The 17,029-nt window shown below is 36.3% G+C and carries 15 protein-coding genes and 1 tRNA gene; 11 read left to right on the top strand and 5 right to left on the bottom strand.

All coding sequences use genetic code 11. From position 1 onward, the window contains the following. Positions 1–31: 31 nt before the first annotated feature. From F936_RS06205 to epmB, 3 genes are read right to left on the bottom strand one after another with little or no spacing between them, the layout of a single operon-like run. On the bottom strand, positions 32–2,143 hold the full coding sequence (locus tag F936_RS06205; protein ID WP_080595425.1) for an EAL domain-containing protein: 2,112 nt from the start codon (positions 2,141–2,143) through the stop codon (positions 32–34). Continuing rightward, positions 2,140–3,885, bottom strand: coding sequence for a hypothetical protein (locus F936_RS06210; protein WP_005045987.1), 1,746 nt, complete (start codon positions 3,883–3,885; stop codon positions 2,140–2,142). Before F936_RS06210 ends, F936_RS06205 begins: the two co-directional genes overlap by 4 nt. A 15-nt stretch (positions 3,886–3,900) precedes the next feature. Further along, positions 3,901–4,917 carry an EF-P beta-lysylation protein EpmB gene (gene epmB, locus F936_RS06215; protein WP_005045988.1) on the bottom strand — a complete coding sequence of 339 codons (1,017 nt, stop codon included), beginning with the start codon at positions 4,915–4,917 and terminating at the stop codon, positions 3,901–3,903. A 73-nt stretch (positions 4,918–4,990) separates the two neighbouring features. Here epmB and efp point away from each other — a divergent pair, with 73 nt between their 5' ends. From efp to F936_RS06270, 10 genes are all read left to right on the top strand, one after another. Then, complete coding sequence (gene efp / locus F936_RS06220) at positions 4,991–5,560, top strand: elongation factor P (RefSeq protein WP_004643557.1); 570 nt, start codon at positions 4,991–4,993, stop codon at positions 5,558–5,560. 164 nt (positions 5,561–5,724) lie between these two features. Then, positions 5,725–7,821, top strand: a complete 2,097-nt coding sequence (locus tag F936_RS06225; protein WP_005045991.1) for a carbon starvation CstA family protein — start codon at positions 5,725–5,727, stop codon at positions 7,819–7,821. Further along, positions 7,821–8,126 (top strand): YbdD/YjiX family protein, encoded by a 306-nt coding sequence (locus F936_RS06230; protein ID WP_005045994.1) that lies wholly within the window; start codon positions 7,821–7,823, stop codon positions 8,124–8,126. The genes F936_RS06225 and F936_RS06230 overlap by 1 nt, the downstream gene beginning before the upstream one ends. A 167-nt stretch (positions 8,127–8,293) precedes the next feature. Beyond that, positions 8,294–8,370, top strand: a tRNA-Val gene (locus F936_RS06235). A 462-nt stretch (positions 8,371–8,832) separates the two neighbouring features. Next, on the top strand, positions 8,833–9,894 hold the full coding sequence (locus F936_RS06240) for a NucA/NucB deoxyribonuclease domain-containing protein (protein ID WP_004643554.1): 1,062 nt from the start codon (positions 8,833–8,835) through the stop codon (positions 9,892–9,894). A gap of 54 nt (positions 9,895–9,948) precedes the next feature. Next, complete coding sequence (locus F936_RS06245; RefSeq protein WP_005045997.1) at positions 9,949–11,355, top strand: molybdopterin-binding domain-containing protein; 1,407 nt, start codon at positions 9,949–9,951, stop codon at positions 11,353–11,355. A 524-nt stretch (positions 11,356–11,879) separates the two neighbouring features. Then, the gene (locus F936_RS06250; protein ID WP_003650532.1) at positions 11,880–12,095 is read left to right on the top strand and encodes a cold-shock protein; all 216 of its coding nucleotides are present in this window, start codon (positions 11,880–11,882) and stop codon (positions 12,093–12,095) included. Between the two features lie 96 nt (positions 12,096–12,191). Then, positions 12,192–12,419, top strand: a complete 228-nt coding sequence (locus F936_RS06255; RefSeq protein ID WP_003650533.1) for a hypothetical protein — start codon at positions 12,192–12,194, stop codon at positions 12,417–12,419. A gap of 68 nt (positions 12,420–12,487) precedes the next feature. Beyond that, complete coding sequence (locus F936_RS06260; protein ID WP_004643550.1) at positions 12,488–12,694, top strand: hypothetical protein; 207 nt, start codon at positions 12,488–12,490, stop codon at positions 12,692–12,694. 803 nt (positions 12,695–13,497) lie between these two features. Then, a complete protein-coding gene (locus F936_RS06270) occupies positions 13,498–14,052 on the top strand; it encodes a TetR/AcrR family transcriptional regulator (protein WP_005045999.1) in 555 nt (184 codons plus the stop codon). 68 nt (positions 14,053–14,120) lie between these two features. Here F936_RS06270 and F936_RS06275 read toward each other — a convergent pair whose 3' ends face one another. Beyond that, positions 14,121–15,032: an ornithine cyclodeaminase family protein gene (locus F936_RS06275; RefSeq protein ID WP_005046001.1), complete on the bottom strand. Its 912-nt coding sequence runs from the start codon at positions 15,030–15,032 to the stop codon at positions 14,121–14,123. A 115-nt stretch (positions 15,033–15,147) separates the two neighbouring features. Next, complete coding sequence (locus tag F936_RS06280) at positions 15,148–16,116, bottom strand: threo-3-hydroxy-L-aspartate ammonia-lyase (RefSeq protein WP_005046003.1); 969 nt, start codon at positions 16,114–16,116, stop codon at positions 15,148–15,150. Positions 16,117–16,371: 255 nt separating this feature from the next. Between F936_RS06280 and F936_RS06285 the strand changes: the two genes are divergently transcribed. Beyond that, positions 16,372–16,995: a helix-turn-helix transcriptional regulator gene (locus F936_RS06285; RefSeq protein WP_004643545.1), complete on the top strand. Its 624-nt coding sequence runs from the start codon at positions 16,372–16,374 to the stop codon at positions 16,993–16,995. Positions 16,996–17,029: the final 34 nt, after the last annotated feature.

Below are 17,029 nucleotides of genomic sequence, written 5' to 3' on the forward strand. Positions count from 1 at the left end.
GCCCGTTTTTTGTTTATGGACGACAAGACCATTATTGGTCTTGTACGTCTGTTAATCGATCAAGTTTTTTCTGGAAATAACGACCTTGTAAGAAACGTGCTTCCACATTCCAAGCGTTAGCAAATAAGTTCATATCATCAAGATCGGCAAGTAAAATCCCTACTGGTTTTACAGTCAAATAGTTCAAAACCTTTTCTTGTAATTGCGCTAAACCAACGTCTGAGTTTAATAGCTCTGTCTTCTTCGATTGTAATTTTAAATATTGAACATCAAGTTGTTGCAATATCGATTCACTATAAATAGAAGATGTGAAATCCCGAATTGAAATTTCTGCGCCGTGTTGACGTAGGCGAGCTATTTGTTGCTGCACTATTGCAAGATGTGGCTGAATCGCTTGTTCTGAAAATTGTAGAACCAATGGGCTTTCTTGCTTACTACCAATAATGGTGAGTAATTTCGAAATCAGCTCAGGGAATGATTTATCTTTGAGTAAGATATCAATATTCAAGTTAATAATCAGTTTAGCTTTCGGGTACTGCGTAATAAAATTATGTAGCTGCTTGCTAGCCTCAACCAAGACCCAACGGTCTAATTGAATAGAAAGTTCGCTATCATCTCTTAATGTGGCTAAATCGTTTAAGTCATGCCACTGTTCATCTGCAATAAAACCGCTAGTAACTTCATAGTTATGGGTTTCTTGATCATGCTTATCATAAATCTGCTGATATTTTAAATGGATTTCACCCCGCGCTAGCTGTTGCTTTAATTGTTGCAATAGAGAGGATTGCACAGGAGCATCAACATTCTGAAGACTTAGATCAAGTGAGATAGAAGAACTCGTAGGCTCAGGAGAGATAATATCGATAGTTGGCACTAACTCAATTTCTGACTTCGCCTTAGGTAGCTCTTGCTGATTGGTTTGATTGAGTAGCTTTGCAAAACTAGCTTCATCTAAAGGTTCAGTAATTTGCGCATAACTCAGCTTAAACTGGATCGAGTAGTTAAGCTCATTAATCGGTAATAAATGCTCTTTTTGCAAACTTTGCAGACTAGCCAATTGGGAGTTAAGGACTGTACTGTTTTCAGCTTGCAAAACGCCAAGATATGCCCCAAGTTCAAGATTAAAAATCGGCATTTGTGCTTGTTCTTTCAGAAAACTTTGCAGCTGATTAAAATATTGTCCAGGAGTTTGCCAATTGAGTAGAAATACACGTTCTGGGCACTGACTTAATCTAAATAAAACCAATGCATTCGCTTGAGCAGGGTGGGTTGATAGCTGTCGATTAATCTGTTGCCAAGGTGTAATTAACCCATAGCTCTTTTCAGAAAAAACTGTATTTGCGGGTGTTTGTAAATCCAGTTGATAGTCAATGGTTAACTGTACGGCGTCTTCTTCCTGACTGGGAATAAATTCAAGTTTTAAAGCATTATTACCTGAAATTGCTGCATGTTGACTCTGGATTTCAAAACGCGCCTGATCAAATTGACCTAATGAAATTTTCTTAAATCTTTGTTTAAAAATATTTAAATCATTGGGTTGTAAAACATCTAATATCGGCAGGCCAATAATCTCTTCTTCTTGCTTAAAGCCAAAAAGATTGAGATATTCTGTATTTGCCTTAACGTGCATGCCTTCTTGAAAAAGGGCAACTGCTTTATGACTGTTATTGACCAATGTTTGTGTATGAGAGTGAATAGTCTCTAGTTCACTGGTCAGGCGTTGCTCAGTTTGCAATAAATGGCTATACGACAAGGTTCGAATAAGCGTGATATAAAAATAATCTAATGGTTCTAATGGAACTACATCATAAATACCTTTATGAATATAAGCCTGATATTGCTGAGGTTGATAGTCTTCAGGTTGCAATAACAAAACAGGTAAATGTGGTTGCTCAGATGCTTGAATAAGGGAGAGGGTTTGTTCAATTTTTAGGTCATAAGCACGACCAAAAATAATAGCATCCCAAGGCGTATTTAACTGTTTTTCAAAACTTTTTAGGTCATCAAGCAATAATGCCTGAACTTGATAATCATTCCCCAATAATAAATTTAAAATCTGGTTATAACGTAGCTGGTTGTCATCAATAATGAGTAAACGTGTTTCAGTACGTTTTAACTTTTTAGATAATAAAGAGTTTCTCACTTTAGTGCTTCCCATAAATCTTGACTGCTAGAGTTGCTATTCTTTTTCATCATGAACTGATCAAGCAGATTTTGTTGCTGATCATTCAGAAGTTCGAAATGAAATTGAATAAAACTTTGAGTAATGAGTTGTGCTTTGAGTAGATACACTTTGATTTCTTCTGTCCCCAATCGTAAATGAATTGTTTGTTGCTCTCTAAAAATTTGTGACCCCGGTAAAATCAGCGTATTTTGTATTTCTTCTAGGTTTTGTGTTTGTAGTAATAGTGCAGGATGATAATTGCGCGTATGACGCTCAGCTTGAATATGGACTGCGCAAGGGAACATGGCCTGTGACAAAATCTCTAAACCTAACTCTAGGCTTTTTTCTGTCGACTGTTTAATCCAGCGGATTACTCCACCACGCCATTGTCCATGCAAGGTTTCTTTAACTAAAATATATTCACCGGTTCTTAGATTTTTTGGTGCTTCTCCAGACCATTTAATACGATATCCATTGACACTAATATCGAGAACAGTGGTTTGATAAATGGTTTTGCTTTCACGACTTAAGCGTTGATAGGATGTTGTTTGTTGTTCTTTTTTCTCTAAATTGGATAGAACTTTAGATTCACTTTGTAAGTTGTAGTTATTGTTCAGTTGTAGCGTTTCTTCAAAGTTTTTTGCTTTCGAGAGATAGAAATGAGCTGTACTTAAACCGAAACAAATTTGTAGCTCGGCATTATATTCATAACGTTCATGACGACGTTGAGCCGTAGTACCTAAAATAGTTTGAACATGAAACTTTAAAGCTGGGCTTAAATAAAATTTTTCATTTTTGGAAATATATTGCGCATTTTTATGCATGGTTGCAGTGACATGCTCAAGTAATGCCTGTGTGCCTATAAAAATGTTTGGGCTAAAGTTAGAGCTGCGTTTCGTATTATAAACCGGCGGATGATCTTTATTTGGGTCGACCACATATTTTGTTAATGCAGTATCTTTCGGCAAAATATGAATCATTCTTGCCCAGTCAAAACTACATTGAAATAATGCCTGAATTTCTGACTGACGAATTTGGTTCGTATTTAAAATATCGAGCAAAATAAGCTGAGCATAAGCTTGAGTAATATTTGCTAGAGGGTGATGTACACCCTGAATATGGTTAATATTTACCAGATGATATTTGTGTTGAACAGCAGTTTCATAGAGTTGATGTGCAATTAGCCATTGCCCTTTGACTGGTTCACTATAGAGCATATGCTGCTGATATAAGAGACTGGTTAATTGTTGCAGCGCATGGAAAGTCGCTAAAGTACGTGCCGTTTGCAAATTCTTTTTTTGTTTATAGGCAAACAGTGAAAATTTTTGATGCTGTAATTGCTCATGGCTATTTTTAGCAATATTTAAATAAATACTGGCAAAATAGCATCGGAGCAACATTGCTAATTCAATAATGTGTTCATTACGGTCTGTGCTAATAACGCCTTGGTTAAAAAAGTTTTTTTCTAGGCTTGCAAGAACGTTATTAATGGTGGGATGGAGCGTTTGTATGAGATCGAAACGCAAGGTCTCGCTACATTTTAATTCATTGAGCTCTAAAATTGCGGTGAATAATGCTTTTGACGTATCGCCGAGTTGCATAATAGAAAGGGTAGTGACCCATTCATTAAGATCTTTAATATTGGCTTCACAAAAGCTTAACCGTTCACGAGTGAGTGCGGTTTGATTGTGAAAAATGTCCGATAGTGCATTATTCATCATCACTTATTATATAACTCAAAATGTTGTAGCCCCAAAAAGCGGTGTTTTATTCTTTTCGCCCGCAATTTCCCTGACGAGTTTAGGAACCAAATACCCCGGTAGGTTCGCTAACACATCACGATATATATCATCTATCTCAGATGGTATTAAATCAAAATGTTGTGCACCTTTTACTTTATCTAAAACATGTAAGTAATAAGGCATAACGCGAGCTTCAAATAAACGATAACTTAAATCAATTAATGTCTGTGCAGAATCATTAACGCCTTTAAGCAAAACTGCCTGATTAAGTACAGTAATGTGCTCGGCAGATAACTGCAACAATTTTGAACAGGTAAAGTCATCGAGTTCAGAAGCGTGGTTTGAGTGTACCACCAGAATAATACGCAGCCTACTGTTTTTTAATAAAGAAATCAGCTCTTCGTCGATACGGTTTGGAATAACAATTGGAACCCGTGAATGAATTCTCAGAATCTTAATTTGTTTGAGAGATGATAAACGTTCTAGCCAAAGTGCTAATTTACGATTAGAAAGCGTAAGGGGGTCGCCACCACTCAAAATGATTTCATTAATATTGGGATTCGCTTCAATATAGTTTTTTATATTTGGCCAATCGTCATTTTTCGGTAAATTTTCTTGATAGGGAAAATGACGACGGAAACAATAACGGCAATGTACCGCACAAGCACCCGTCAAAGTCAGTAAAAAACGTGATTGATATTTATGTAATACACCGGGTAATTGATTTGCTGCTTCTTCGCCTAAAGGGTCAGTTACAAATTCAGGATGTTCCTCAAGTTCTAAATGATGAGGTAAAACCTGTAGTAAAAGCGGGTCAAAAGGGTTTTTAACGTTCATTTTTCCGACGAACGCGCGAGGAACCCGTAATTTAAACTGTTCAGAAGCCAGAATCGCACCTGATAATAGCTGATCGGTGGATAACTCGAGTAGGTTTAGCAACTCCAAAGGATCTGTAATAAGGTCACTCAGTTGCGATTGCCAGTTTTGCTCTTGGTATAAATAGTTTATCATTTGACACGATTAAGATAATGCAACAACGCATTATATCGCATAGTTGACTTGTTAAGTTTGGAGTGTGCCAGTCATGGCCAATTATTCTACAAATGATTTCAAGCCGGGCCTTAAGGTCATGCTTGACAGTAACCCATGTTCAATCATGGAAAATGAATACGTAAAACCAGGTAAAGGTCAAGCGTTCAACCGCGTAAAATTACGTAACCTTAGAACTGGTAAAGTTTTAGAAAAAACTTTTAAGTCTGGCGATACTGTAGAAGCGGCTGACATCGTAGAAGTAGAAATGGACTACTTATACAATGATGGCGAGCTTTGGAACTTCATGGATCCTGTAACTTTTGAGCAAATCGCTGCAGACAAAACTGCAATGGGCGATGCAGCTAAATGGTTAAAAGACGATTCAAATGAAAAATGTACTATTATGTTGTTCAACGGTGTGCCTTTAACTGTAAGTGCACCGAACTTCGTAGTATTAAAAATTGTTGAAACTGATCCAGGTGTACGCGGTGATACATCTGGCGGTGGCGGTAAACCAGCTAAGCTTGAAACAGGTGCGGTTGTTCGTGTTCCGTTATTTGTTCAGCAAGAAGATAGCGTTCGTGTAGATACTCGTACTGGCGATTATTTAGAGCGTGCATAATAGTTAAAAAATAAACTATTATCGAAGGGATGATGTAAATCATCCCTTTTTTTATGCGAAAGTATAAGAGGAAAAAAATTAAAGGAGGAGTACAGTCACAAGGATTTGATAGAACAGTACATAACAATATAAAAATGCTGTAGTTATTTATTGAGAGGTTAAGAATGGACACAATGCAAGCGAAATCTACGCTTCCCTCCAAGCTGGTCTGGAGCCTAGTGGCAATTATAGGTGCAATTTCTTTTGGGATGCTGGCACTCAGTCGTGGTGAACATGTCAATGCGGTTTGGCTTGTACTTGCTGCAGCATGTTTATATAGCATCGCATATCGATTTTATAGTCTATTTATTGCAACTAAAGTATTTGAATTAAACCCAAGACGTTTAACCCCAGCACATCGTTTAGCCGATGGTCTGGATTATGTTCCCACCAATAAATACGTACTTTTTGGTCATCACTTTGCGGCAATTGCCGGAGCGGGACCATTAGTCGGGCCAATTTTGGCTGCACAAATGGGTTTTTTACCCGGAACAATCTGGCTGCTGGTCGGTGTGGTTGTCGCAGGTGCAGTACAAGACTTCTTAGTTTTATTTATTTCAACGCGTCGAGACGGTCGTTCGCTTGGTGAAATGGCAAAACAGGAACTGGGTTCTTTTGCTGGTATCGTTGTAATGCTTGGTGCGCTTGGGGTAATGATTATTATCCTTGCGGTATTGGCCTTAGTTGTGGTTAAAGCACTTGCCCATAGTCCATGGGGTGTTTTTACTATTGCAGCAACTATTCCAATTGCATTATTTATGGGCGTTTACATGCGATTTATTCGCCCGGGACGTATTGCTGAAGTTTCTATTATTGGCTTCGTGTTAATGATGCTTGCCATTGTTTATGGTGGACATGTTGCAGCAGATCCATACTGGGGTGAGTTTTTCACCTTAACTGGAACACAGCTTACATGGTGCTTAATCATTTATGGATTTATTGCTTCAGTATTACCTGTCTGGTTATTGTTAGCGCCACGTGATTATTTATCTACCTTCCTTAAAATTGGTGTCATTCTCGGTTTAGCAGTCGGTATTATCATTGCATTACCTGAATTAAAAATGCCAGCAGTGACCCATTTTATTGATGGTACTGGTCCTGTTTTCTCAGGTAGTTTATTTCCATTCCTATTTATTACTATTGCCTGTGGTGCCATTTCTGGTTTCCATGCGCTTGTATCAAGTGGTACTACACCAAAACTAATTGATAACGAAGCAGACATTCGCGTGATTGGTTATGGCGGCATGCTCATGGAGTCTTTCGTCGGTATTATGGCGATGATCTGTGCAACTGTCTTAGACCCAGGAGTGTACTTTGCAATTAATGCACCTGCGGCTGTACTTGGTACAACTGTAGAATCAGCGGCAGAAGCGGTTCGTAATTTGGGATTTGTTGTTACCCCTGAAATGTTAACGCTGTTGGCACAGGAAGTCGGAGAAACTTCGATTTTATCGCGTACAGGTGGTGCACCTACTTTTGCGATTGGTATGGCACATATCATTTCGGAAATTTTCAATAGCCGTTCAATGATGGCATTCTGGTATCACTTTGCTATTTTGTTTGAAGCATTATTCATCTTAACCGCTGTAGATGCCGGAACTCGTGCTTGTCGTTTCATGGTGCAAGACACAGTGGGTATTGTAATTCCTAAGATTAAATCTTCTAGTTCATTCTTGGGTAACTTAGTCGGTACAGCAGTTGCAGTAGGTGGATGGGGATTCTTCGTCTATCAAGGTGTGATTGATCCATTAGGGGGTATCAATTCATTGTGGCCTTTATTTGGTGTTGGTAACCAAATGCTAGCTTCGATGGCACTCATTTTGGGTACAGTCATTCTGTTTAAAATGAAAAAAGAAAAATATGTATGGGTGACGATCATTCCAACAATTTTCTTATTCATTACATGTATGACTGCTGGTTGGCAAAAGATTTTCCACGAAAATCCAAAGATTGGTTTCTTAGCACAAGCGAATAGATTTTCAGATGCGATTGCTCGTGGTGAAATATTAAAACCAGCAAAAACACTTGAAGAAATGCAGACGATTGTGATGTCAAATCAAATCAATGCTGCACTTTGTGGCTTCTTCATGATCGTTGCGATTGTGATGGTGATTGCTGCGATTGGTATTGTACGCCGTGCGTTAGCAAGCCCGACACCAACCGTAAATGAATCCCCAGCTGTATATGCTGATCCTGAAGTGATCACCACGCGAGGAAAGTAATGATGAATTTTAAATTTGCAAAAAATGGAACTGTCATTATTGCGAAAATCATTAAAATGACGGTGCTCTCACAAAAAGAGCTATTGCTTTCTCCAAAGAACTGGTCACGCATTGCAACACTGTGGCAGCGTTTGCAGCAAAGCTTTCGACTCATGGTTGGAGTGCCAGATTATCAAACGTATCTGGAACACATGAAGGCTCATCATTCTGATTTAACACCAATGGATGCTAAAACTTTCTATCGCTATTGTGTCGATGCGCGTTATCCATCGGCTGGCGGTACTTTAAAGAAATGCCCTTGTTAAGTTGAGTTTGATATTCAGCTAAACAAAACGGTATATGGTTAAACCATGTACCGTTTTTCTTTTTTAGAAAATGAAAAAAGTTTGCTTAAAGTCTGCTCATTTGTATTTTTTTCAATTGAAAATCACTTGTTTTGCTTTTGAAAAATGAATATTATGCTTTCCATCTTAGGTGTATAGCTCAGTTGGTTAGAGCGCTACGTTGACATCGTAGAGGTCTCCAGTTCGAGTCTGGATATACCTACCAAGACATTAAAGTCATATAAACTCGAATAGCTTTACATGACTTAAAAAGCCCTAAACTATAATGGTTTAGGGCTTTTTTTATTGCTTTTCATAAATTCATACAGCTGATTAATCCTTAAGCGGAAAATAATTAAAAATTTCTTTTGAAGACCAAGATAGGAGCTGCTCAAAACAATGATGCCTAAGCGTTTGGATATAATTTTTATTTGAATACATTGAAATAAAGCTTAATAAAATAGTTTAAACAAAAGATGTTTAGATAAGTTTATGAATAATAATTACGTGAATAGTGTTTTGTTTTTTTATGCTCTAAAATTTTAAAAATACCAATTGGTAAATGTAACATATCAATTTTAATCAATAAATTTACTTATTTTTTAATTGTGATATTATTCCCCATCATTTTGGTAAGCAAAAATGGCTTATTAGAGTGATTTTTTAAATTTATAAAATTGGAAACTTCATGTTAAATATAACTAAATATATAATAGCTTTAGCTTCAGTATTCATAGTAACAACTAGCCATGCTGCTAGTGCTTTGGATGTATCACCAATTTGTAAAAAAGTTGGAAAAGATCTAGATAGCTATATAAACAGAGGGGCGCATTGTTTAGAGTCCGAACCATTTGAAATTCCATTGACTGATGCAAAAGGATTAAATGTAGGTACTGCGAAAGTGGTTGCATATGTTTATTCTGATAATCCAAAAAATGCATTAACTTGGACTTTTAAATATAAACTGCGCACACAAATTATAGGGCAACCTGGCGATTCTCTAAAAGTACGACCTGAGTTGTACTGTTATAACTGCACAGCAAAGACTGTCTATGGCAATCCAATTAATTTAGTAAATGGCTTATCTTTAGAATCTACAACAACTTTCACGCCGTCTAATACAGAGTTAGCTTCTTCAAACCCGTTATCATTATCTCCTAGTGTGTCTTTTCAAGTTGTTAAAGCAAACGCGTCATTTAATGATGCCGCAAGTTATGATCCAGGTATTTATAGTCCTGGTGTACGTTGTGATATAGGTAAAGCTAAAGCAAATACGAAAGGATGTGTATATTCAGATGTACCACCTGTCCTTACTACAATTAAAGTCACTAATCCCGATGTAGATGAATCTGCAAAGCACATTAAAGAAGCATTTGCAGCTGGACAACCTGGTAAGTTTATAGCTGGAGCACCTAACTCAGTTTTTCCTAGTTCAAGTGCAAGTCCTTTAACTCGTTTACGCGATGCTCAAACTCGTAAAGATAATCGAGCTGAATCTGTGAAAATGTGCAAAGTTAAATATGGTCCAACTGTTGGTTCAAAGTGCTTCTTTACTGGCGATTCAGATGAAGTCGCTACTGACTGCGATTGTGATGAATTTCCATTTGCAGCTACCCACCAAGGTGGTACAGGGGCTTCGGTGAAAAAAATTGATGCGTCTGACAACCGTAGAGCAGGTAGTTTTTTAGGATCTTTCTTCAATGCTGAACGCGTTTTAGACGGTGATAAGTTCTTTATTAATGTTGATTAATAATTAAAATTAGCGAAGTACCTCCTATTTGAGGTACTTCCAGGAATTATATTTATGCAAAAAAAACTTCCAGTACCCGATAACTTACCAAATCATTTAACGGATATTTTTTATCACATCAATATAAATTTGCCAAAAGGCGATTTAAAAGAAACTGTAGAGCTGGATGACGCAATAAAACAAGTTAATGCAAGTGATGTGTATGCTTTACAGGACTATCCTCTACATAATTTATCAGGATATGCAGGATGGGCTATTAATTCAGAAATAACTCAAACTGCAAGTAAAGAAAGCCCTTTACTAATTACTAGTTGGTACTATTGGGGACAACAACTTTATAGATCAATTAATCCCTATAAATTAGACCTAAATGTTCCAAGTTTGTTAGAGATTCCTGCCTATACAAAATTACCAGAGTCCTTAGATGCAGTCATTGCTGAACAAGATGAAAGATTAGATCTTTCTGATACCGATGCTAAAAAAATTACTGGCTCCATTCCTGCTATGCATGGTGTTATTCCTAAGGGCAGTATATTTAAACAAGGCGATGTGATTTTAAAAAAAGATGAAAAGCTAACTCCTGAAAAATTAATTGCCTTAAGACGAGCAGGAGTCAAAGAATTATCTATATATAAGAATCCAAAAATTCTCATTGTAAGTATGCATTCTTTTGATGAAGATGAAATGAGCGAGGAAAGTCTCTATGTTAAAGATGTCTTGAAAACATGGGGATATGAACACGTAGAAATAAAATTACTTAAACCTGAACGTTTCGATGCAGCATTTAATAATCTTAAAAAAGATAATGACCCAGCTTTAGATGACTCCTTAACGACAAGCAGGGACGATTATATAAAGTTCTTTGAAGAACAAACCTCGAATTTTGATGTCATTCTTTGCTGCACATATCAAAATAACCGTTCTTCTTTATTTCAGCTTGAAAAACTTCCAATCTTTGATCAAAGCAGCATGTCATCGGCCTTGAATACACGTTGTATACCAGCGAATGAAATTAAAATTCTAAAAGGCAAAGATAGGACTCCACCTAGTCGTGAGACAGTGCAGATATATGATGAAAGCGGTAATCATAAAGGTATGCGAGTAGTTGTTACAGAAGATAAAGCGACTATTATTAATTTACCGGGTGATATCCAAGATATTGCAATTCTGATGCATGCTTTTGTGAAATATATTTTGAATAAGCATATCTCAGACTTTTTTGATCATGCTTACTTTAAAGGTAAAGCTGACATAGAGATTGTTCCTGATACGACAAACAGAAAATTGTTATGGGGAAATTATAAGGCTCAAGAAAATGGTGAATATTTATTAGAAATTATTGAGCAACAGCAGCCATATCAAATTGAACCGTTTGTCAAAGCGAACTGTATTGTGATGGTTCCGTTTCAAGAGCAGGTCATTGCAAAAGGCACCGATTTATATTTTATGAAAATAGATTAAGTCTAATTTCCATTTATAACTTAATTGGGCGGTGTAACCTCAGAATTTTGTAACCTTTGTACTTTCTAAAAAGGTTACACCCTCAAAACCTTGCTCTATAAAGCTGTAACTCCCAAAACTCCCACCTTTATAAACCCTTCTTAAAAAATCACTTATTCATTATTTATCCTTGCTTTTTAATGATCTAATTTAAAGCAAATGTCATTTGCTTGACTGCATAAGGGTAGAGCACTGTCCTTTGCCTGCCTGCATTGAGCACAACTTGCTTATCAACTCTTAGAATCCAGAACATCACCTTTTTTATAAATAAAATAAATATATATATTAGAAAACTTGATTAATTTTATTTTTCGTATACAATGAACATAACTAGAAAAAGTCATGTTTGGTAAATCTTCTCTAAGTACCGCAGTATTAGTCATAATCCTTCGTTTTTTTCAGATTTTCAGCTCCATTCTTTATTATTTCGATGTTACTCATAACCAATAAAATGGTTTAAATTTTTAAAAAAACTAGGATGTATTATGTCTAATTCAAATATCATGAAAGGTACTGTTAAGTGGTTTAACGAAGCTAAAGGTTTCGGTTTTATCCAACCAGAATCAGGACCAGACGTTTTTGCTCATTTTAGCGAAATCGCTAACTCAGGTTTCAGAACTCTTGCTGAAGGTCAACGTGTTGAATTCAGTGTTGCACAAGGTCAAAAAGGCCCAAATGCTGTAAATATTGTTGCTCTATAAATAATTATAAGCAGTCATAAATGAAAAGCACTAATGAGTGCTTTTCACTTTAAATTAATTTTAAGATTATAAGTAAATTTTAATTTAGGATATAAATTGTTAAAAATAAATGATTTAATTGCAAAATCTAAAAATGGTACAGAAATTTTAGTGTCTTTAATTCCTCTAAATAGAATACAAAATACACGTGAAGGTTTTAAAACTGTTGAAGTTGGTAAAAGAGTTCTTCTTTCCTCTGGAATTGAAGTTGATTTAAATTTAGATGGTCGCACCTTTTATGCGTCTATAAATCAACTATTTAAATTAGATTATAGAGTTAGTTAAAACTCAGTTTGCTATTGGATATTTAGGCGGGTCCATTATTTCTGCCATAATTTTATTAGGATATCGTCATGCTTAAACAAAATATCAGTGTCAAAGACCAGTTTGGAATTAAATACGTCATTCAGGCAACAGTAGATAATTATTTCGCTAATACTCAATGTTTTTCTAATTTAAAATATATTACAGTTGAAGGTGAAGATATACGACCGGGTTTTGAAATGTTTTTTCAAAGTACTCTAAGTGGTAAAATTTTTAAAATTGATAAAATAAATTAATCTATCCACGTAGTACATTTAACGTTGCAGGATAGCGTTCTTTTAAAAATAGAAAACCTCATCGCTTTAAGGCGCATTTAAAATACTCAATTAAACAATAACTTTGATAATAAAGCGCAGGTGGCGGAAGCCGCACTAGCGCATTTCTAGTTTCCTAAACCCCTATATCTCAAAATTCCGCAACTTTATAAACCCCAATTTAACAATAACTTATTTATTATTTAACCTTACTTTTTAATGATCTAATTTAAAGCAAATGTCATTTTGTGTGCTTGACTGCAACAAAAGTGAAGCTTATCCTTTGCCTGCTGGCCACATTGCCAGTCGGCTTTGACAGGCTGAATATTATCTCCCGCATCAGAGTTATTTCTTCTGAGGAATAGCCTTGTGTGGTGTACCACTCGTTCCCTCCCGTAGCGGTAGGACGGGAGAGGGACACTTTCGGGTGTGCTAGTTTGAGATAATACTAGTCTGTCAACCTTCTTCCGTTCTGCCACCATAATTCTATAAATGTCTGGCAGGACTCCCAATAAAAAGGAGTTGGCTTTGCACATTCATTATTTCTTGGCAGCCTTTGCCAAAAGCTATAACGACACAACTTAAATTATATTTAGCAGCTTGATTACCTTTAGGGTTCTCAGACTTTAAGTCATTACGGCTAAAAACTTATTTCAACAATAAAACTTGAGATGTGCCAAGCACAGTCTTTCGGCTTTGCTATGCCTTTTTTTCTCCCCAAAAAGGGCAGCGGCGTTTGTATCTCATTTATATACAACAAAAATTTAATTTATAACGGTAAAAATATGCCACATTCAGATCTCCCATTTCGTGCTTTAAGCGTGCTTCATACCTCTCGATATCTTTTTAATAAATATGGCTTTCATAAAGTCGGGGTAGACCGCATTATTGAATCGTCAAAGACTCCGAAAGCAACTTTTTATAATTACTTCCACTCAAAAGAACGTCTTATTGAAATGAGCTTAACCTTTCAAAAAGATGGTCTTAAACAAGAGGTGATTTCAATTATTTACATTCAAAAAGACTTACCCCTGCTTGAAAAACTTCGCAAAATTTATTTCTTACATGCGAACTTAGATGGCCTTTATCATTTGCCTTTCAAAGCCATTTTTGAGATTTCAAAAACACATCCCAAGGCATATCAGGTGGTGATTGACTATCGAAACTGGCTTATTAATGAAATTTATAATTTGCTTTTAACAACCAATGTAAATGCTTCAAAGCAAGATGCACACATGTTCTTGTTTGTGATTGATGGGGCGATGGTTCAACTTTTAGACCCAAATAAGGCAGGGGAAAGGGAACGGTTGTTGGATTATTTTTTAATGCAGTTTATTTAATGCAAATAAAAAGAAATACCTTATCATTTAACTGCATCAGCCTGAATGATGCAGTTAAATGATAAATATTAAGAAATTTCTAAAATTTTTTGGGCGATATATAAGTCTTGTATAGATAACCCTGAACTATCATAAATTGTGATTTGTTCCTGAGATTGCCTTCCTTGAGTGTTTGCTAAAAGCACATCACCGATATTCATTAAAATTGCAGACTCAGGTGCATGCTGGAATTCACCAATGACTTTAGACTGAGTATTAAGATCACAGAATAAACCACTCTGTGAAAATAATTCTGGTGGAAGTTCTTGTTTGCCTTTTTTATCGGAACCCATAGATGAAATATGAGTGCCGACTTTGACCCATTCTGCTTTAAAAAGAGGAGTCTTCGAAGAAGTCGCTGTCACAATAATATCTGCTTGTTCACAAGCTTCTTTTGCACCAGCAATTTTAAGCTTAATCCCTAATTGTTTTAGGTCTTCTGCCATTTTTTCGGCTTTATTTTGGTCGCGCCCTACAATCAAAACCTGATCGAAATTTCTAATTCTCGCTAATGCCTCACATTCATATTTGGCCTGATTTCCTGTACCAAATATGGCTAATACTTTTGAATTTTTTCTTGCCAATGTATTGGTCGCAACCGCATTAGAAGCTGCTGTACGGAATGCATTCACTTTGCCTGCTTCGATGGCTGCCGCCATTTTTCCATTCACTTGATTAAATAATAAAATGAGCGCGTTATGGCGTGGTAAACCATTTTTAGGATTATCTTCCCAAAAAGAACCAACTTTAAGACCAGCTAATTGCTGGGTAGCAGATGATTTAATACTAAACGTATTTTTGGTATCTGACGCTTGACCATGAACCACAGGAAAACTTTGAGTGTCCAATTGAGTTGCAGCAATTAAAGCTTCGTAAATGGCATCGTAAGCGAGTTCATGATTGATGAGAGCAGAAGATTCAGACTCAGAAATAAATCTCATAACCATCTCCAAAAGTGAATATTTAAATTAAGACGTGAACAGTTCGAGAGACGAGTAGCATGTATTGTCTATCCATGACGCTTTAACTGACATCATAGATAGACATCGATTTTTATTAAGCTGATAAAAACTCTACATATTTAGAAATATCGACATTCCCACCACTAATAATGATGCCTATACGTTTGCCTTTTAACTCATGTTTCAAATTACGGGCAGCCGCAAATCCAAGGCATCCTGTCGGTTCAACCACCATCTTCATTCTTTCAGCAAAGAACTTCATAGAAGTCACGAGTTCTTCGTCTGTTACAGTCAAAATGTCATCTACATTCTTTTGAATAATAGGAAATGTTAATTTACCTAAACTTTGAATTTGAGCACCATCGGCAATCGTTTGGGGCGTATCAATATGAACAATTTCTCCTTTTCTAAAGGACATTTGTCCATCATTTCCTAGGGCAGGTTCAACACCATATATTTTACAGTCCGGAGAGAGTTGACGGGCAGATAAGGAAGAGCCTGCCAATAAACCTCCGCCACCTAAACATATAAAGAGGTAATCCAAGTCACCAACTTCTTCAAATAGTTCTTTTGCAGCCGTTCCTTGACCTGCAATAACATGCGGATGATCATAAGATGGAATTAAGGTTAGACCATTTTTTTCGGCAATCTCTTTTCCAATTTGTTCCCGATCTTCTGTATAACGATCATATTCAACAATATTGCCTCCGTATTCTCGCGTCGCTGCCATTTTTGCAGCAGGAGCATCTTTAGGCATGATGATTGTTGCTGGAATACCAAGGATCTTTGCTGACAGCGCAATTGCTTGAGCATGATTTCCTGAAGAGAAAGCAACCACACCAGCTTTTTTTTGAGCATCATCGAACTGTGCAAGCGCATTCATTGCACCACGAAATTTGAAAGCGCCAACACGCTGAAAATTCTCACATTTAAAGAATACTTCTGCTTCAAATTCATTGTTAACAGTACGTGAAGTTAAAACAGGGGTTTTATTTGCAAAACCTTTTATGCGTTCAGCAGCGGCTGCGACATCTTCATAAGTTGGAAGGGTTAAATTTTTCATAATTAAACCTAATTCTATTCAATGTTTTCGGATGCAAGATTTCGTATTGCTCAAGCAACACACAATATATTGACCTTGTTTAGATAAAATATATAGATTTAGATAAAATGTCTAATTTTATTTTCTAATTGGATAACAATGAGATATAAGATTTTGATTTACATTAAGTTTAAAATTAGATAAAAAGTCTAAATTACTATTACATACTTCACGCTAGGGTTTGAAATAGTAAGCAAGTCATTTGGAGGAAATACATTGGGAAATCGTGATAAACATTTACTCACTCAACTAGATACAATCGCGAAAGGGTTAAGTGAAACCCTATTTCCATTTTGCGAAGTTGTTGTCCATGACTTAACAAATCCTGAACATGCCATACTCTCAATACACAATAATTTATCTGGTCGAAAAATTGGAGATCCAGCAACAGAGTTAGGGCTGGCAAGAATTATGTCTCCAGAATTTCCAAATCTTATTTCCAACTATGCAAACCAGTTTGCAGATGGCCGCCCCGCAAAAAGTACTTCGATTGGTATTAAAGATGAAGAGGGCGAATATGTGGCCGCTTTATGTATGAATATTGATTTAACCCTATTTAGGGGCATGCAAAGCGCTTTAGACCAGTTTACTAAAATTGAAACTGACAACATTATTGAAAATTTGGAACCGAATGGGTCTGAAGCAATTCGAAGATATATTGATCAATTTGCCTCAAAACATGCGACTACACCGCGTATGTTAAAACTCAATGAGAGAAAACAATTAATACATGAGTTAAAGAATAATGGTTTATTAGACATTAAAAAGGCTGTGGAGACGGTTGCACAACATTTAGGTATATCAAGAGCGAGTGCCTATTTATATGTGAAGGAAACTTAAAATAGTTTATTTTAATGTGTGTTTAATTTGATCA

Source organism: Acinetobacter calcoaceticus DSM 30006 = CIP 81.8, from assembly GCF_000368965.1.
In the GTDB taxonomy this organism is placed as follows: Bacteria; Pseudomonadota; Gammaproteobacteria; order Pseudomonadales; family Moraxellaceae; genus Acinetobacter; species Acinetobacter calcoaceticus.